15 protein-coding genes are annotated in these 18,237 nt (G+C 58.9%); 6 read left to right on the top strand and 9 right to left on the bottom strand.

From position 1 onward, the window contains the following. Nucleotides 1-4: 4 nt before the first annotated feature. Complete coding sequence (ctaD, locus tag ACFSE1_RS14935) at nucleotides 5-2,524, bottom strand: cytochrome c oxidase subunit I (RefSeq protein ID WP_377402995.1); 2,520 nt, start codon at nucleotides 2,522-2,524, stop codon at nucleotides 5-7. Then, nucleotides 2,521-3,465, bottom strand: a complete 945-nt coding sequence (gene coxB / locus ACFSE1_RS14930) for a cytochrome c oxidase subunit II (RefSeq protein WP_377402993.1) — start codon at nucleotides 3,463-3,465, stop codon at nucleotides 2,521-2,523. The genes ctaD and coxB overlap by 4 nt, the downstream gene beginning before the upstream one ends. A gap of 321 nt (nucleotides 3,466-3,786) precedes the next feature. On the opposite strand from coxB, the gene ACFSE1_RS14925 reads away from it, so the two are divergent. Together ACFSE1_RS14925 and ACFSE1_RS14920 are read left to right on the top strand one after the other, a co-directional pair. After that, a complete protein-coding gene (locus ACFSE1_RS14925; protein ID WP_377402991.1) occupies nucleotides 3,787-3,984 on the top strand; it encodes a hypothetical protein in 198 nt (65 codons plus the stop codon). Between the two features lie 36 nt (nucleotides 3,985-4,020). Continuing rightward, nucleotides 4,021-4,581, top strand: coding sequence for a type 1 glutamine amidotransferase domain-containing protein (locus tag ACFSE1_RS14920; protein ID WP_377402989.1), 561 nt, complete (start codon nucleotides 4,021-4,023; stop codon nucleotides 4,579-4,581). A gap of 71 nt (nucleotides 4,582-4,652) precedes the next feature. Here ACFSE1_RS14920 and ACFSE1_RS14915 read toward each other — a convergent pair whose 3' ends face one another. Both ACFSE1_RS14915 and ACFSE1_RS14910 read right to left on the bottom strand, forming a co-directional pair. Next, nucleotides 4,653-5,699: a DNA topoisomerase IB gene (locus ACFSE1_RS14915; RefSeq protein ID WP_377402987.1), complete on the bottom strand. Its 1,047-nt coding sequence runs from the start codon at nucleotides 5,697-5,699 to the stop codon at nucleotides 4,653-4,655. A gap of 42 nt (nucleotides 5,700-5,741) precedes the next feature. Then, a complete protein-coding gene (locus ACFSE1_RS14910) occupies nucleotides 5,742-7,439 on the bottom strand; it encodes an HWE histidine kinase domain-containing protein (protein ID WP_377402985.1) in 1,698 nt (565 codons plus the stop codon). Between the two features lie 447 nt (nucleotides 7,440-7,886). Between ACFSE1_RS14910 and ACFSE1_RS14905 the strand changes: the two genes are divergently transcribed. Beyond that, nucleotides 7,887-8,942, top strand: coding sequence for a LacI family transcriptional regulator (locus ACFSE1_RS14905; protein WP_377402983.1), 1,056 nt, complete (start codon nucleotides 7,887-7,889; stop codon nucleotides 8,940-8,942). Between the two features lie 42 nt (nucleotides 8,943-8,984). Here ACFSE1_RS14905 and ACFSE1_RS14900 read toward each other — a convergent pair whose 3' ends face one another. From ACFSE1_RS14900 to ACFSE1_RS14880, 5 genes are all read right to left on the bottom strand, one after another. Beyond that, nucleotides 8,985-10,490, bottom strand: a complete 1,506-nt coding sequence (locus ACFSE1_RS14900; protein WP_377402981.1) for a tripartite tricarboxylate transporter permease — start codon at nucleotides 10,488-10,490, stop codon at nucleotides 8,985-8,987. 10 nt (nucleotides 10,491-10,500) lie between these two features. Continuing rightward, nucleotides 10,501-10,962, bottom strand: a complete 462-nt coding sequence (locus ACFSE1_RS14895) for a tripartite tricarboxylate transporter TctB family protein (protein WP_377402979.1) — start codon at nucleotides 10,960-10,962, stop codon at nucleotides 10,501-10,503. Between the two features lie 129 nt (nucleotides 10,963-11,091). Continuing rightward, nucleotides 11,092-12,072: a tripartite tricarboxylate transporter substrate-binding protein gene (locus ACFSE1_RS14890; RefSeq protein WP_377402977.1), complete on the bottom strand. Its 981-nt coding sequence runs from the start codon at nucleotides 12,070-12,072 to the stop codon at nucleotides 11,092-11,094. A 208-nt stretch (nucleotides 12,073-12,280) separates the two neighbouring features. Beyond that, a complete protein-coding gene (locus tag ACFSE1_RS14885; RefSeq protein ID WP_377402975.1) occupies nucleotides 12,281-13,642 on the bottom strand; it encodes a sigma-54-dependent transcriptional regulator in 1,362 nt (453 codons plus the stop codon). A gap of 11 nt (nucleotides 13,643-13,653) precedes the next feature. Next, the gene (locus ACFSE1_RS14880; protein WP_377402973.1) at nucleotides 13,654-15,480 is read right to left on the bottom strand and encodes a sensor histidine kinase; all 1,827 of its coding nucleotides are present in this window, start codon (nucleotides 15,478-15,480) and stop codon (nucleotides 13,654-13,656) included. A gap of 158 nt (nucleotides 15,481-15,638) precedes the next feature. Between ACFSE1_RS14880 and asnB the strand changes: the two genes are divergently transcribed. From asnB to ACFSE1_RS14865, 3 genes are all read left to right on the top strand, one after another. Next, nucleotides 15,639-17,591 (top strand): asparagine synthase (glutamine-hydrolyzing), encoded by a 1,953-nt coding sequence (asnB, locus tag ACFSE1_RS14875; RefSeq protein WP_377402971.1) that lies wholly within the window; start codon nucleotides 15,639-15,641, stop codon nucleotides 17,589-17,591. A 63-nt stretch (nucleotides 17,592-17,654) separates the two neighbouring features. Continuing rightward, entirely contained in the window at nucleotides 17,655-17,867 is a 213-nt protein-coding gene (locus ACFSE1_RS14870; protein WP_377402969.1) for a hypothetical protein, read from the top strand. 174 nt (nucleotides 17,868-18,041) lie between these two features. Next, nucleotides 18,042-18,236 (top strand): hypothetical protein, encoded by a 195-nt coding sequence (locus tag ACFSE1_RS14865; protein WP_377402967.1) that lies wholly within the window; start codon nucleotides 18,042-18,044, stop codon nucleotides 18,234-18,236. Nucleotide 18,237 lies beyond the last annotated feature (1 nt).

Genomic DNA, 18,237 nt, shown 5'->3' with positions numbered 1-18,237 from the left:
GGCCTCACCTCAATTCCGGGAAAAGACCAATGGTCAGGTAGGTCACCACGGCGGTGAAGGCCATGAAGTGCCAGTAGAGCACCGTGTTGCAGAGATCCTGATCGTAGTCCGATGTGAGATAGCCGGCAAAGCTGCGGGCCAGACAATAGGCCTGCATGATGAGTGCAACCAGCGCGTGGACCGAGGTCCAGATCGCCAGGATCCACACTGTTGCGGGGTAGACATGCAGCGTAGGCTGCATGGAATGGACATAGGGCCCCATCAATCCGGCCAGCAGGCCGCCAATCGTAATCAGGAAGGACAGGCCAAGTGAAAGCCGCATCGGCAGAACCTGATTGCGGTTGTTGAGGAAGCGTGCCCCCAGCATGAGAAGCCAGGCCGTGAGGAAAAGAGCAGCGGCGAGCAGCGGCCAGGCAAGGCCCGGACCGGCAAGACCTGCGGTGAAATCATCATGGATTGTCCAGTAGAAGAAATAGCCGAAGACGAGGCTCGCAAAGGCTGTTCCATCGCCCACCATGGTGATGAACATGGCCCACCACCCGACCGAGGCCGGGCCGGAGACATAGAGCGGGTAGCTCTCGCCCAGCCCAACCTGCCGGTTTTCCGTCTCTGGAACCTGCGCCGTGCCAGTCCACAGCCAGTAGAGGATGGCGATGAGCGTGCCGATGCCGCAGAGGATCGTCACCAGCCACCATTCGAAGGTAAGGGCGATGAAGACACCGCCAAGCAGAAAGGCCGCACCCATGGTGATATAGGAAGAACCGCCGACGCGCAGAACCTGAAGCGGCTTGCCATCGAGAACCGAGGTGACCAGTGTTTCGCGGTGACCGGTCTCCGCATCGGCAAGATAATAGCGCCCATCCTCGATGTTCTGGCGCAGATCCGGCTGGTCCCACAGCGGATAGCGGCTTTCGACAATCGGGATCGACCGCATGCCCCAGCTTTCCTCAGGCTGGTTCAGCCATTCCATGGTTCCGGCATTCCACGGGTTTTGCCCGCAGGGCGGCACCTTGGTCTTAGGCCTCACCACATCGAAGACGACACTCAGGAAACCTGCCGCGAAGATGAAGGCACCGACGGTTGAGATGAGATTGAACCAATCCCAACCCATTTCCGCCGGATAGCTGAAGACGCGGCGGGGCATGCCTCTCAGGCCTGCGAAGTGCATCGGAAAAAAGGCGAGGTTGAAGCCGACGAACATCAGCCAGAAGGCGACCTTGCCGAGCCCATCCGACAGTTTTTTCCCGCTGAAGAAGGGGTAGAAATAGTAGATGCCCGCCGTGACGGGAAAGAGCATGCCGCCGATCAGCACATAATGAAGGTGCGCCACGACGAAATAGGTGTCATGCGCCTGCCAGTCGAAGGGCACCAGCGCAACCATCACCCCCGTCAAACCGCCGATGATGAAGATCGCCAATCCGCCCGCGCCAAACAGCATGGGAACAGAAAAGATCACCCTTCCAGCCAGCATGGTGGCAATGAAGACGAAAATCTGCACGCCTGTGGGGATGACGACCGCCTCGGATGCCGCCGAAAAGAAGGCGAGCGAGATCTGCGGCAGGCCAGTGGTGAACATGTGATGGACCCAGAGCCCGAAGCTCAGAAAGCCTGTTCCGACCGCCGCGAGAACAATCCAGGAATAGCCGACAATGGGGCGCTGCGAAAAGGTCGGCACGATCATCGCCATCAAGGCAATGGCGGGAAGGAAGATGATGTAGACCTCCGGATGTCCGAAGATCCAGAAGAGATGTTGCCACAAAAGGGGATCGCCGCCGCGACTGGCATCGAAGAAGGGCCAGTCGAACATCCGCTGCATCTCGAAAAGAAGATCTCCGGCAATCAGCGGCGGAAAGGCAAACAGGATCATGCCCGCCACGATCAACAGATACCAGGCGAAAAGCGGCATCATGTTGACCCGCATTCCGGGCGCGCGGCATTTCATAATGCCGACGATCAGTTCCACGGCAGCGGCAATGGAGGCAACCTCGATGAAGGAGAGACCCAGCAGCCAGATATCGGCACCGATACCGGTTTGCTCCTTGTCTGTTGCAAGCGGCGGATACATGAACCAGCCGCTATTGGGTGCGGCACCGAAAAAGATCGAGCCACAGACGAAGACGCCACCAAGCGCAAAGCTCCAGAAGCCGAAGGCAGACAGGCGGGGAAATGGCAGTTCGCGTGCGCCCAGCATGGAGGGCAGCAGGAAGATCGCGACCGCCTCGAAGATCGGCACCGCAAACAGAAACATCATCACCGTGCCATGCAGGGTGAAGGCCTGATTGAAGAAATTGGCGCTGAGAAACGTATTTTCCGGCACGGCCAGTTGCAGGCGGATCAGAAGAGCCAAAGCACCTGCGAACAACATGAATATAAAGGCGGCACAGCCATACCAGAGGCCGATTTCGCTATTGTTGACGGATGTCCAATAACGCCAGCCGCCCGGCGTCCTCCACACGTCCCGGAGGCGCTTCTCCTGTGCCTCACGCTCCTCGGCGGGCAGAAGCGGTCCAAGCTTGGGCGTCATTCCAATCCTTTCAGGTAATCGGCGATAGCCGTCAGTTCACTCTCGGGCAGCATGGAGAATGCAGGCATCCGCACGCCCGGCTTGATGGTATCGGGGCTGCGAATGAAGCGAATGAGATGCTCACGCGTGTTGGGCAGCGTGCCAGCCGCAATCGTCGGGCGACGACCAAAGCCTGTCAGGTTGGGGCCTATCGTCCCTTGTGCCTCCGTCCCATCAATCGCGTGGCAGGCACCACACCCCTGGCGAAGAAAGGAAGCCTCGCCCGCGGAGAGAGAAACCTGCTGCAAGCCGGACTGAGCCGATGCGGCAACAGAGGTTTGCTGCAACCATTCCTCAAAAGCATCCGGCTCCAGGGCTTCAACGGTAAAAGCCATCAGGGCATGGGCTGTGCCGCAGAATTCCGCGCAGACCCCGCGATAGCTACCGGGCCTTGTCGCTTCCAGTTGAAGGGAATTCACCCTGCCCGGAATGGCATCCATTTTCCCGCCAATGGATGGGATCCAGAAGGAATGGATGACATCCTTCGCCTTCAGCAAAAAGAGCACACGTTCGTCCACCGGCATATAAACTTCATTGGCGCTTTCGCGGATCAGCTGGCCGCGCTCGTCGAGATAGCGCACGCGCCACCAATACTGTTCCGCCGTCACCTCAATGCGCCGCAGCCCCTCGCCTTCGCCGCCAAACCACGGACGCATGGCGGGCATCAGCCAAACCGCATAGGCAAGAAGCGCTGCGAGCACCGCAACCGGAAAGGCCACACCGCCGAAGACAATCAAGCCGCCAGCCTTGCGTTCTGAAAACGGCTGCTTCTTGAGGTGGCTTGCATAGAAAAGTGCGCCCATGACACCGAGCCAGATCACCCCCCCACCGGCAACCATGACCCAGAAGAGAAGCGCGACAGCCTCCGCCTCCCGTCCGGCAGGGTCCAGTGCGGATTGCACGCCGGAGCACGAGCTGAGACTCAACAGAACGAAAGGGATGCATGCCGAAGGCGATGGATAAATCCGTGACGGTGATCGGTTCGGTCGGCACCGGCCGACCAATCGGTCGTCATGCATGAGGACCTTGGCATAGCTTGAGGAATTTTATTGATGCAGGACGGCAGCGGCGTTCTGAACAACGGTACCCGCGCGCAACGTCGAACATTAGAAAAAGGTTCCAAAGCTTCTGCTGTTTTTTGTCGGAACTCTCCTGCGTCCCTTTCGGTTTTATACACCAGAGGCGTCAAGACCCTCACCGCCAGACTGGAAGGGAAAAGACCGATGGCCAATCTGCTGACGAGGCTGAAGAGCCTGTTCAATCACCGTAATACCAGGGAGAAGGACGAAACGCGCCCCCTCCCTCACATGCATGTTGTCGCGCCTGAAAGCGTGACGCTGCCCTTTCCTCGCCCATCGCGCGAGCAGATCAGCGTACCAGCTTCCATCAATGGACGCGATCTTTCCACCGGCCGTCTCTGACGGCCAATCTCTCAAAGAAAAAGGATTATTGGACCCATGCCCGATATTAATTCCGCACGCATTCTCATTCTTGCAACCGATGGCTATGAGCGCTCGGAGCTTCGCGTTCCTCTCGAAAAGCTTCGCGGCCATGGCGCAGAGGTAAAGATCGCCTCGCTCAAATCCGGCGAAATCAAAAGCTGGGACGAAAAGGACTGGGGTGACACGGTTGCTGTGGATCTCACCGTCGATCAGGTGAAGCACGAGGATTACGATGCGCTTGTCATTCCGGGCGGCCAGATCAACCCGGATATCCTGCGCACCGATGAGAAGGCCGTGCAGGTTGTTCGCGACTTCATCAAGAGCGGCAAGACGGTCGCCGCAATCTGCCATGGCCCTTGGCTACTGGTTGAAGCCGATGCGCTGCGCGGCCGCAAGGCGACATCCTATCATTCCATCCGCACCGACGTGAAAAACGCTGGCGCCACCTGGGAAGACAAGGAAGTGGTGACCGACAACGGCATCATCACCTCGCGTTCCCCGAAGGATCTCGACGCTTTCGTCGCAAAGATCGTCGAGGAAGTGCAGGAAGGCCGCCACGACCGGCGCGCCGCTTGATCGAAAAGCACGGTTCAAACAAGAGGCCGCCTTCACCGGCGGCCTTTTTCGCATGTCCTCTCTGCCTGCCGTCACTCGTGCGCAAGATTGAGATAGGCGCGCAGATATTGTTCTTCCGCACGCAGACCGGAGAGTTTGGCCTCTTTGGCAAGAGGTGAAGAGAACAGCGCTTCCAGTGGCGCAACCTCTTCAACAAGCGACAGAATGGTGGGGTGAATATAGCTGTTGCGGCAGACCGCAGGCGTATTCTGCAATCGCTCCGAGGCGGCCTGCGTCAACAGCTTCATCCGGATTTTCTCGCCCTTCCTGAAAGCCTGTGCCGCTGCCCCGAAAGCCGCAAGGCTTCCTCCCCAGGTTCTAAAGGTCTTGGCTGAAATCGGCAGTCCGGAACATTGCGCCAGATAGCTGTTCAACCGACCGGAATCGACGGGATGCGTGCCACCATCCTCATCCAGCCAGGAAAAAAGCTGGCGACCGGGCAGATCCGCAATCTCCTCGAAAATCCTTTGCAGGCGTGGATGGCGGATGAGATGGCGCACGCGCTTGCCGCCCTTGGCGGTGAAGCGAAGCTGCACGCCATCTTCGGTAAAACTCATATGGCGTTTCAGAAGCGTTGTCGCACCATAGGTCTTGTTCTGCTTCACATAGGCGCGGTTGCCGACGCGCAAATGGGTGACGTCCAGCAGGGACACAAGAGCAGCCAGCACCGCATCGGGTTTATCGAGACCATTGAGAAGATCGCGCTGAACCTTGCGGCGAATGCGCGGCAAGGCATCTGCAAAGGCGCTGAGCTGGTCGTATTTCAGTTCGCTGCGGAAAGCCTGCCAGGCGCTATGATAGCGATATTGCTTGCGCCCGCGCGCATCATAGCCGGTGGCCTGCAAATGCCCCTGCGGATCAAGACAGATCCACACCCTTTCATAGGCCGGTGGCAAGCCGAGCGAGAGAATGCGCTGCTTGAGCGGCCCCTCGCAGACCAGACTGCCATCCGGCATACGATAGCAAAAGCCGCGTCCTTTGCGCACACGGCTGATGCCGGGTTCAGCATCGCTGACATAGATCAGGCCGATCTCCGAGAGAGCAGCCGGTTCCGGGGTGATTGTACTTGAGACATCCATGTCCGCCAAACGCCGCTTGCGCGCGTTCGTTCCGGGCGACAGTCAGGCTTCCAGCTCCTGCTGCGCCTCTGTCGGGCAGCGTTCAAACAGACGCCGCGGACCGCACAGCATCCAGCGGAACCCATTCGGTGAATAATCGACCTCCACCTGGCCGTTAAATGCCGCCGCCGCATGGCGCTTGATAATCGTCGTGCCAAAGCCCGTCGTGCCAGGCTCCTTGACCAGCGGCCCGCCTCTTTCGATCCAGTCGAGGCGGATTTTCGGCTCCCCGCCGTCATCATCCGCAATCACTTTCCAGTTCAAGGCAACACGCCCCTCATTGGCGGAAAGCGCACCGTATTTTACAGAATTGGTCGCAAGCTCATGCAGAACGAGACCGAGATTCTGCACCGCCTCGGCGCGCAGAACAAATTCCGGGCCAGCCACATCAACTCGCTTTTGCGCCTCGGCAAAAGCCTCCAGATGAAGCGAGATGACCCTGGTGATCGGCACGCCTGCCCATTGCTCCTGAGCAAGCATTTCTATGGATTTGCCAAGCCCTTGAAGCCGCTCTCCGATGGCGCGCTGGAAGGAATCAATATCCGTTTCCTTACGGGCCAATTGCCGGATCATGGCCTGGATCAGCGTCATGATGTTCTTTGTGCGATGAACCAGCTCGTGCATGATGAGATGAATGCGATCCTCCGCCTCACTGCGGTCAAAGGATGCATTGGAGAGCGCAATCGCCACCTGGTTTGCCTCCTCCAGCCTTGTCTGGATGGGAGAAACGATTCTGCCGCGGCCGATCTGGTCGGCCATCTCGGCGATCTGGCGGATGGGCGTGCGCAATTGACGTGCGAGCAGATAGGCAATCAACAAGCCCACAAAGAGAAACGCGGCGCTGCCTACGGCAAAATACCGCCATGTGGAGGCAATCGTTGCCTGGGCAGCACTGATTGGCCCCCAAACAACGACCTTCCAGTTCCATGGTGCAAGCAAAGCATAGCCATACATGACCCGCTCCTTGCCTCCCAAGTCCTCGATCGTACCGCTTGCACCCGTCATCAGGGCAAGGGTCGGCGGCGGGATGGGGCTTGGCTCCCCGGCCCAAGCATTGGTGGAGGTAACGACGTGTCCCGTCCTGTCCAGAACAGCCACGGACCAGCCCTTGGGCAGAACCTCTGTCGAGATGAGACGCTGCAAGTCCTCGGCGTTCTGCGTCAGGATCAGCGCATCGCCAGCCGTCTGGCGGAGCTTCTCGGGCAGAGGCATCAAAACGTTGAACACCCAGCGTTTGCTCGTATTGCCGAAGAAAATGTCGGAAACGGTCACCTGCCGACTGGAAAGAACCCTCTGCAAACCGTTCTTGTCCGACAGCGGAGGAAGAGGCGTGCCGTAATTCACACGGGTATTGAGAACCTGATTGCCGCCTTCAGTCGCAATAAGAATATAACGCTGACTGCCGCGCAGGCTTTGCTGGGTGCGCGAATGAAAAGCCGCAAGGTCTCCGGTTTCAAGCTCGGGAGAGGTCGCAACGAGACGCAACGTCGTCATGGCATCCCGCAGTTCCTGATCGATGGCACGGGCGATTACGCGCGCATCATCCTGCGTCTCGCCATTCAGGATTTCCCGCTGCTGATCCTCCAGCCGCAGAATCAAAAAGATGACGAACGCAATCAGGGGCAGTGCGATGACTGCCGCCAGCGCTACGAGATAGGCCCCAATCGGAGCAGTGGGTAGAAAACCCCGAAGCCTCTTCATATGCCGCCAATACGTCCCAGAAGACGTATGACGCCAATCTTCGCCCTTGCGACCATCGCTTTCAGTCCCTCGCACATCCCCGACGGTGATCGTCGTCCCACCTATATCTCACTTCCCGTATACAACCAAGGTCTCATCTCGGTACAGAAAATATGATTATAGTTCATGTTTAAGGTTGAACTTACCTTTGTACGAAACAAGACACAACCTGTAGGGAGACTGAATCGCCGCAGCCGCCCGTTTCTCTTCTTAATGCTGTTTCTCAACAAGATCGTCAAATGTATCAAAACAGGACAATTTGATATTAAACAACACGAGCGCGCAGGTTACATAGATCCAAAAAACTGATCTCCAGACCGATTTTTCCCCTCTCCATGTTTCCATAGCCGTTGGAATGTGGTTGTAGAATGGCGGCAGGTCGGGGACCCTGGGGAGAGACAAACAATCATGACGCTCAAGGAGGGCGGACGCAGCGACGCTCCGTCTGGAACAGATAGCGCGGCAGGCGTCGTCGCCGCCAAGCCCACACTCAAGACAATTTCAGACCTGACCGGCCTCGCCGTTACGACTGTTTCCAGGGCATTGGCGGGCGCACCGCAGATTGCGCTTGAAACCCGCCTGCGCGTGGCGCAGGTGGCCGAGCAGATCGGCTATCTGCCGGATCGGGCTGCCCAGCGACTGCGCACCGGCCGCACCAATGTCATCAGCCTTGTGCTGGATCCGCACGAGGAAATACTGGGCTATGCCACATCGTTGATCAGCGGCCTCAGCGAAGCTTTGAGGTCAACCGCCTATCATCTGGTCATCACGCCCCATTTTTCCGGCACGCGGCAGATCGATCCCGTTCAGCATATCGTGCGCAATCGCATGGCGGATGGCATTATTTTCACCCGTACGGAGCCGCAGGATGAACGGGCGCGCATGCTGATGGAGTGCGATTTCCCCTTCATCTGCCATGGCAGGACGGAACTGCCGGTGCAGCATCCATTCGTGGATTACGACAATTCCGCCTTTGCCTATCGCGCAGCCCTCAGACTGGTGGAGGCAGGCGCCCGCAAGCTGGCAATCGTGCTGCCGCCCAACCACTTCACCTTTGCCCACCATATGCGCCACGGCTTCCTGAAGGCTGTCACACAGGCGGGGGTTCAGTATGAAATACCGCAGGCGATCAGCATAGACAGCAAATCGGACGCAATCCGCGACTGCTTTTACGACTATTTCGGCCGCGAGAATCGCCCGGACGGGGTAATTTGCGGCGGAGAGGTCATTGCCATGGCCGTGATGGCAGCGGCCTATGACAGGGGCCTGACAATTGGCGATGACGTGCATCTCATTACCAAGCAGACCTCCGGTCTTTTCGATCAGGTGCGCCCGCGCATCCATACCATCTGCGAGGATCTATCGGAGGCAGGCCGCCTCATGGGCGAGTTTCTCTTGAAGAGGATCCATGAAAAAAGGCCCGTTAACGACCTGCAACATGTCCAGGACGTGACGGGCCTCTGACAGGCGGAATTGAGCGGCCGGATGTGCCGCTCTCTTTTTTTCTCAATCCTCGTCGACGAAGACTTCGTCACGCTTCTTGCGCACGCTCGGCAGCAGCACAACCACCAGAACAGCCAGCGCAATGGCCAGCAGCGTGGCGCTGATCGGACGCGTGAGGAAGGTCGAGGGATCGCCGCGGGACAGGATCATGGCACGGCGCAGGTTTTCCTCCAGCAGCGGGCCAAGAACGAAGCCGAGCAGAAGTGGTGCCGGCTCGCAGCGCAATTTCACCAGAACATAGCCAATGAAGCCGAAGAAGGCGACCGCATAGAGATCGTAGACGTTCGAATTGACGCTGTAGACCCCGATGGAGCAGAAGGCCATGATGATGGGGAAGAGCACGTAATACGGGATCGTCAGAAGCTTTACCCACAAGCCGATCAGCGGCAGGTTCAGCACCACCAGCATCAGATTGCCGATCCACATCGAAGCGATAATGCCCCAGAACAGCGCCGGTTGCTCGGTTGCCACATTCGGCCCCGGCACGATGCCCTGGATGATCATCGCGCCAATCATCAGCGCCATCACCGGATTGGCAGGAATGCCGAGGGTCAGCAGCGGAATAAAGGAGGTCTGCGCACCGGCATTATTGGCGGATTCTGGCCCCGCCACACCGGCAATCGAACCGTGACCGAATTCCTCCGGCGTCTTAGAGACGCGCTTTTCCACCGTATAGGAGGCAAAGGAGGCGAGAATAGCGCCGCCTCCGGGCAAGATGCCGAGAGCCGAACCGATGACCGTTCCGCGCAGGACAGGCGCAATCATCTGCTTGAAGTCGTCCTTGGTCGGCAAAAGCCCTGTCACCTTGGACATCAGCACCGTGCGGTTCTTCTCGCCTTCGAGGTTGCGCAGGATTTCGGCAATGCCGAAGACACCGACCGCAACAGCCACGAAATTCAAGCCATCAGAATATTCCCGAATTCCAAGGGTGAAACGTGGCGTGCCGGAATAGATATCGGTTCCGACAAGGCCGAGCAAAAGGCCAAGCACCACCATGGCCAGCGCCTTGACGATGGAGCCGGAAGCAAGCGCGATGGAGGAGACGAGACCGACGACCATCAATGAGAAATATTCGGCCGCGCCGAACTCAAGAGCAACCTTGGTGAGCGGCGGCGCAAAAATTGCCACGAGGAAGGTGGAAACAGTGCCCGCGAAAAAGGAGCCGAGCGCCGCAATGGCCAGGGCCGCCCCCGCTCTGCCCTTTCGTGCCATCTGATAGCCATCGATGGCGGTCACAGCAGACGAGCTTTCGCCCGGCATGTTGATGAGGATCGCGGTTGTCGAGCCGCCATACTGGGCACCGTAATAAATGCCCGCCAGCATGATGAGCGAGGAAACCGGCTCAAGCTGAAAGGTAATCGGCAGCAGCATGGCAATTGTGGCAGTTGCGCCGATACCCGGCAGGACGCCGATCAGGGTGCCGAGCAGAACGCCGATGAGGCAGAAAAACAGGTTTTCCAGGGAAGATGCGGTCGAGAAGCCGAGCGCGAGATTGCTGAACAGATCCATCGCCGCCTCCTCAATAACCGAGCCATGGACCGAAGGTGCGGAACGGCAGACCCAGCCCATAGGTAAAGACGACCAGCGAGAAGACTGTCAGCCCCGCCGAAAGCAGCACGGCCAGAAGCGGCGTCATGCGCGTGGATGCGAAGGAGGCAATCATCGCCGTACAGAACAGCGCAGGCACGAATCCGAGGCCGCGCACCGTCAATCCAAAGAAGATGGTCGATGGCAGAATGAAAAGAATGCCGCGCCAGGCGATGGCTCCGATCTGCTCATGCTCCACCCGCAAAGACTGGATGAGAATGACCACCCCAAGGATCACAAGCGCACAGGCGAGAAGAAAGGGAAAATAGCCGGGCCCCATGCGGAAGGCAGTGCCCAGATCCAGATCCAGCGATTGCTGTGCGAAAAAAAGTCCGAGAAAGATAAAGAGCGCGCCGCAAATCGCGTTCGTTTTGTCAATTGCGGTGAATTTCATGATGCCCCCATCGAATATTCAGCAACCGTCGATGCGATGGCTCACGTACAAACGTAATTCATCATGACGGCCAGAGCATGCGAGGTTGCCGCCCCTTCAGCAAAAGGCGCGGCATCCTCGCGGCATGGCTTAGTCAGCGTACTGACCGGCGCCTTCGATCACGGGCTTCCAGCGAGCGATCTCGCCTTCAAGCTTGGCTTTCAGCGCCTGAGGCGTCGCATCCGTCTCGGGCGAAGGTGCGGTGCCAAGTTCTGCAAAGCGGGCAACGACGTTCGGGTCCTTCAACGCAACCTTGAGAGCCTTCGCAAGACGCTCGGTTGCCTCTGCCGGAGTGCCCTTCGGCGCATAGATGCCGTGCCAGATGCCGACCTCAAAGCCCGGCAGACCAGCTTCGACAGCGGTCGGGATATCCTTCATGACGTCGAGACGCTTCGGCGAGGTGACGGCATAGGCCTTGATCGTTCCGCCCTGTATCTGCTTCGTCGTATTCGTGGTCTGGTCGCACATGATATCGACCTGGCCGCCGAGCAGATCCGTCATGGCCGGACCTGTACCCTTGTAGGGAACGGTGACGAGCGGCGTCTGGATCGCGCTCATGAACAGCATGCCGCAGAGATGCGAGGCGGCGCCAATGCCGGCATTGGCAACGGTCACCTTGTCCTTGTTCGCCTTGGCGTAATCGATCAGACCCTTGAGATCCTTCGCCTCCATGTCCTTGCGCGTCACGATGGTCATCGGAACATCGGTCACGAGGCCCACATATTCGAAGGCATTCAGCGTGTCATAGGGCAGCTTGCGATAGAGCGTGGCACTGGTTGCCATGCCGATGTGGTGAAGAAGCAGGGTATAGCCATCGGCATCTGCATTCGCCACACGGCCAGCGCCCAGCGTGCCGCCAGCGCCGCCGACGTTTTCGATGATGATCTGCTGGCCGAGATCCTTCGACATGCTTTCCGCCACGAGGCGCGCAACAGTATCGGTCGGTCCACCGGCAGAAAACGGCACGATCATGGTGATGGACCGTTCCGGGTAACCCGCAGCATGGGCAAGGGAAGAAACAGCGCAGGCAGCGAAAGCCGTGGCGCAGGCAAGAGCCTTGAGAAACTTCATCGACATCCTCCTCAGACGATTTTTGCCAAGGCCGCAGCTCCTCCCGCAGCCCTTGGTTCGCCACTATCTCTCAAGAGAAAATGCCATGCTTCAACGGCAGCATTCGACTTTGCTAACCTGCCGATACACCTTTGCCGCCCTGATGGGTGGATTGCGAAACACAGGCTTTCAAACCACGGGTGGAAATCCACCCATCCGAGGAGCCGGATTACTCGTCCAGTTCGCGAAGGCTTTCGGGCGAGAGAAGTTTCTTGTCCAGCCCGTATTTCTGCATCTTCTCGTAGAGCGTCTTGCGGCTGATTCCCAATTGTTCATAGACCGGCTTCAACGCCCCGCCATGCGCCGCGATCGCACTTGCCAGAATGTTTCGCTCGAAGGCCGCGACGCGGTCTGCCAGCCGCCCGCTTTGCGGCTTCACCAGTGCGCCACCGTCACCGGGCCACATTTCAAGCCCCAGGACCAGGCGATCGGCAGCGTTGCGCAACTCGCGCACATTGCCCGGCCAATCCTTGTCGGCCACGCTGGCAATCACCTCCTGTGGCACATCCATGTCATCGCGGCCGTAGCGCGCGCAGGCTTCCCGCACCAACTGCAAAAACAGCAAGGGAATATCCGGACGCCTCTGCGCCAGCGAGGGAACACGCAGCGTCGCCACATTGAGCCGATAGAACAGGTCGGCACGGAAGCGCCCGCTGGCCACCTCCGCCTCCAGATCCACCTTGCTTGTGGCGATGAAGCGCACATCCAGCCCGACCGGCTCGTTGGAACCAAGCCGTGTAATGACGCGCTCCTGCAGCACGCGAAGGAATTTCGCCTGCAGATCGATCGGCATGGAGCCGATTTCATCCAGCAGGATCGTACCGCCCCGCCCATGTTCGAACTTGCCATAGCGCGGGCGAAGAGCACCGGGGAAGGCACCGGCTTCATGGCCGAAAAGCTCGCTTTCGATCAGGGTTTCCGGCAGCGATGCGCAGTTGATGGCGATGAAGGGACGATTGGCGCGGGCGCTGACATCGTGCAACGCACGAGCAACCACTTCCTTGCCAACCCCGGTATCCCCGATGATCAGCGTATCGGCATCGGCGGCACCAATGGCACGGATCTTGTAACGCAGATCGATCATCACCTGTGTGCGGCCCGGCAGGCGTGTTTCCAGATCATCGCGCTTACCCGCCACGGCCCGCAGCCGCCGGTTTTCGAGAACGAGACTTCGCCTGTCCTGAGCACGCCGCAACACCCCCGCCAGATGCGCGGTGGAGAAGGGTTTTTCGATGAAGTCATAGGCCCCTTCGCGCATGGCCTTCACCGCCAGTTGCACATCGCCATGGCCCGTCACGAGAATGACGGGAATTTCCGAATCCAGCTCCCGCACCCGCTGCATCAACGTCATGCCATCCATGCCCGGCATGCGGATATCGCTGACGATCACCCCATCGAAGGCATAGCCCGCAAGCTCCAGCGCCTGCTCGGCGCTGGATAGCGTCTGCACGTTGAAACCGGAAAGCTCCAGCGCCTGTGCCGTGGAACGCCGCAATTCCTCTTCATCATCCACCAACAGAACGCGCTGCATAGGTCTCCATGTTATTCTGCCGCCTGATCAAGGCAGGCGCCGGCACTGGCAAGGTCGATGAGAAACTCGGCCCCGCCTTGCGCATGCGCCTCGACGCTGAGGCTGCCGCCGAAATCCTTGACGATGTTATAGGAGATCGAAAGCCCAAGTCCCAGCCCCTTGCCGACCCCTTTCGTGGTGAAGAACGGATCGAAAATGCGCTCGCGAATTGCTTCCGGCACACCGGGGCCGCGGTCGCGCACGCAAATGCGAACCCGCCCCCCTTCAGTCTTGCCGGAGAGGTCGATGCGCCGGTCTTCAAGCCCTTCCACGGCATCTGCGGCATTGGTGATGATGTTCACCAGCACCTGTTGCAGGCGGATGGAACCGGCCAGAACCAGCGGAACAGGCTCGTCCATCTGAACCGATAGTTCGGCTCCGGCACTTTTCAGCCGCGCTGCGACAATTTCCAGCGTGTCGCGGATCACCTCATCCAGGGGCACCGCGCTGAGCTTCTCATTCGGCTTGCGCGCGAAGTTTCTCAGGTGCCGGGAAATGGAGGCCATCCGGTCGATCAGCGCCGAAATACGGCGGATATTGTCGCGGGCTTCATCGAGACGCCCCCGCTCGATCAGCACCTCGGCGCTATCGGAATAGGTTTTTGCAGCCGCCAATGGTTGATTGAATTCATGCGAAAGCGCCGCCGACATCTGGCCAAGACCCGCAAGCTTGCCCGCCTGGATAAGATCGGCCTGCGTTTGCCGCAGCTGTTGTTCCGTTGCGCGGCGCTCAGCAATCTCCTCCTCGATGCGACGGTTCACCCGCGCCAGATCGGAGGTGCGCTCCTCCACACGTCGTTCCAGTTCCACCTGCGCCGCTTCCTGCATATGCATACGTTCGGCAAGCCGCGCACGCCGCTGCATGAGGATGGCAAAACCGAGGCCCGCCAGACACAGCAAAAGAAGTCCGGCAATCACAACAGTCTGCGCCTGGGCGCGGGCAGAGGCGGTGTCGGTCAGCACATTCACGGTCCAGCCTGCCTCCGGCATCGTCTGCGAAAGGACCAGATATTCCCGCAAGCTTCCCGATTCCGGAATGCTCATCAATTCGTGGCCATCCTCCACGCGCCGGGTGAAAGCCAGCGGCTTGAGGTCGGCATCGGAATAGCGCCGCGAGGCCGACGTTCTCTCCAGCCGCTCCTTCGTCAGCGGCAGCAGGGAATGATAGAGCCAGTCCTGCGTGCCGGTCATGAAGATGATGCCTTCCGGGTCCGACACAAAAATCCGGGAATCGCCGCCCACCCAGGAGGCTTCCAGAGTGTCGATATCCACCTTGAAGACGATGACGCCCAGGATCTTGCCGCCAATTTCAATCGGAGACGAGAAGTAATAGCCGCGCTTGGCAGAGGTGGTGCCCAACGCGTAGAAACGCGATTGCTTCCCCTCCGCCGCCTCCTGGAAATAGGGCCGATAGCTGAAATTCTGTCCGACAAAGCTGGTCGGCAGATCGAAATTGCTGGCTGCAATCGTCTCTCCGTCCATCGTCAGCATGTAGATGTCGGAGGAACTCAGCAGCGCATTGATGTTTGCCAGATAGAGATTGGTGGCATGCCGTCGCACCGGATCGTTCGGCGCGAGGATCAGCGCCTCGATATCGGGCTGATCCGCAATAAGCGCTGGCAGTGCTTCATAGCGGCGCAAATGCCCCTCAAGTGCAGCCACGGCCAGACGTAGCGTCGTGCCGCCTTGCATGGCCGCCTCGTCCAGATAGCCGCGCTTGATGCTGTTCCCGCCGTGCACGGCAAACACAACGCCCAGAACGACGAAAGCGATGAATGCCGCCAGATAACGCTTCCCCAAGCCGATCCTCCCCCCGCTCAAAGTGAGGTTGGCGCAATTACCCGCACCAGACAAGTGCTTGTTAACTGCAGTCAGCGCCAGCAGGCCAGCTGCCCGCTTTTTGTTAGGGTTCTCCACCTATCTTGCCCGCAACCTTATGAAGCAGGATGGAGAGACGCATGTGCGGCTTTGCTGGCTACCTGAAGGCGGATATCGATCCAGCGGAGGGACACCAGGTTCTCACTCGCATGGCGGATGCGATTGCCCACCGGGGACCGGATGAACGCGGCTTCGATCTGCGTGAGGCAGATGGGCTGGGCCTTGCCCATGTGCGCCTTTCCATTGTGGGCCTCGGCGACGGACAACAGCCGATGCACAGTATCGATGGTCATCTCACAATCGTCTTCAACGGTGAGATATTCAACTATATTGAATTGCGGGAAGACCTGCGCCAGCGGGGCCATGTTTTCCGCACAGCCAGCGATACGGAAGTCATTCTGGCACTCTATGCTGAATATAGAGAAGATTGCCTGCGCCATCTCAACGGCGATTTCGCTTTTGCGCTTTGGGATTCGCGCACAAAGCGCCTGCTTCTTGCGCGCGATCGCATCGGCGTGCGTCCGCTTTTCTTCATGCAGCATGGCAAGGGCATCGCCTTCGCCTCGGAAATCAAGGCCCTGTTCGAATTGCCGGGAGTTACGCCCTGCATCGATCCCATCGCCATGGAACAGATTTTCACTCTCTGGACGACGCTGGGTGAGCGAACGGCCTTTGACGGCATTCAGGAATTGCAGCCGGGCCATATGATGATTGTGGAAGACGGGCGGACCACCACGCGGGCCTGGTGGCAGCTGACCTATCCCCGTCTGGGCGACATTGCGCCTGCAGTGCCCATGCATCAGGCATGCGAGCAGGCAAGAGCGCTGCTGGAGGATGCTATCCGCCTGCGCCTGCGGGCCGATGTTCCGGTAGGCGCCTATCTGTCCGGCGGGCTGGATTCCTCCCTTATCTGCGCCTTGGCGTCTCCCTTGAGCCAAGGGCCACTCAATACCTTCTCCGTCAACTTCGATAGCCACGAGCATGACGAAAGCAGCTTTCAGCAACAGGTGGCGCAAGCGCTTGGCACCCGGCATCGCAGCATCACGTGCAGCCTGGAGGATATCGCCAATCGTTTCGAACAGGTTGTGGGCTTATGCGAAAGACCGATCCTGCGGACTGCCCCTGCCCCCATGTATGCGCTGTCGGGTCTGGTGCAGCAAGCTGGCATGAAAGTGGTTTTGACCGGCGAAGGCGCGGATGAGATTTTCGGTGGCTACGATATCTTCAAGGAAGCACGACTACGCCGCTTCTGCGCCAGCCAGCCGAAATCACAGCGCCGGGCTCTCCTCTTCCGCCGCCTCTACCCTTATCTACACGGACTTCAGAGCCAACCGGCAAGCTATCTCGCAAGCTTCTTTGGCGTGGGCCAGGATCGGCTGGACGATCCGTTGTTCTCCCACCGGCCCCGCATGCGCAATACCGGCGGCACCAAGATCTTCTTCTCCGAAGCCTTGCGACACAAGCTCAAGGACTATGATGCGGCGGCGGAATTGACCGAGCTTCTGCCGGATGATTTCAAGCATTGGCACCCGCAGGATCAGGCGCAATATCTGGAAGCGCGCTATCTGCTGCCCGGCTATATTCTCTCTGCTCAGGGCGACCGCATGGCCATGGCACATGGCGTGGAGGGACGTTTTCCCTATCTCGATCACCGTGTGATGGAATTTGCCGCGGAGCTTCCGCCAAGCCTCAAAATGAAGGTGCTCACCGAAAAACCTCTGCTGAGGGAAATGGCGAAAGGCTTGCTGCCGCAATCAATTCAATCCCGGCCGAAACAGCCCTATCGCGCACCCGATAGCGCGGCCTTTCAGGGGGATTTCGGACGAGCGCTCGTGGCTGATCTCCTGTCACCGGACGCCCTTGCGACAGGCGGTCTGTTCGACCCCTCTGCCGTGGCAAAGCTATGCCGCAAGGCAGAAAGAGCACCTCTGGCAGGTTTCCGCGATAACGCCGCCTTCATCGGCATTCTGTCCACACAATCCCTGCTGCGGCGGTGGGTGACAAACCGAAAGTGCAACCCGCAAGCGGCGTGAAACGGGATCAAAATCCGTCCTGCCCGGTTTGATCTTCGTGAACAATACGAAGGAGAATGAGAAATGGCGAATGCCAGCTCCAAGCACATGGGTGCAAGCGCACAGGGCAAAGGCACAGGCACCGGGGCCATGACCGATATCGAAAAGGAAAAGCTCAACGAAAACATGGTGCTTTCCAACCGGGACAAGGCCCAGCATTCCCGCGAACGCGGCCTCGACAGCAAGGCAGTTCAGACGGAGCAATATCAGGACCACGAAGCCAACAAGCTAAGTTGAACCGGATGTGACCAATACCGCGTGCCGCCTCGCGCAAGAACGTTTTCGTGAGGCGGCGCCCACTTGCATTTACTGCATTTAAGCGTAACCTGAATTCACCGTCGACTGATTGACAGGGCATCGGCGGCTGGAAGACGACATCGCTTTCGCCCCTCCAGCACGGAGGTGACAAAGATGCAGATATCCTCTGAAACCACAGTCATCGAACCGCAGGAATTGTCCTTCCTGAAGGACGTGTTCAACGACGCCTTGAAGCGCCGTGGAATGGACAATGACCCCACAGCCGCCAGCAATCTGGCAGCGCAGATCATCGAGCTTTATCAGACAGGCGTTCGCGATCCTCAGGAATTGAACGAACGACTGAGGTGAC

Origin of the sequence: Affinirhizobium helianthi, assembly GCF_042680945.1 — a bacterium.
Lineage (GTDB): Bacteria > Pseudomonadota > Alphaproteobacteria > Rhizobiales > Rhizobiaceae > Neorhizobium > Neorhizobium helianthi.
The sequence above is the reverse complement of the archived record's forward strand: the minus strand, read 5'-3'. Positions and strand labels throughout refer to the sequence as shown.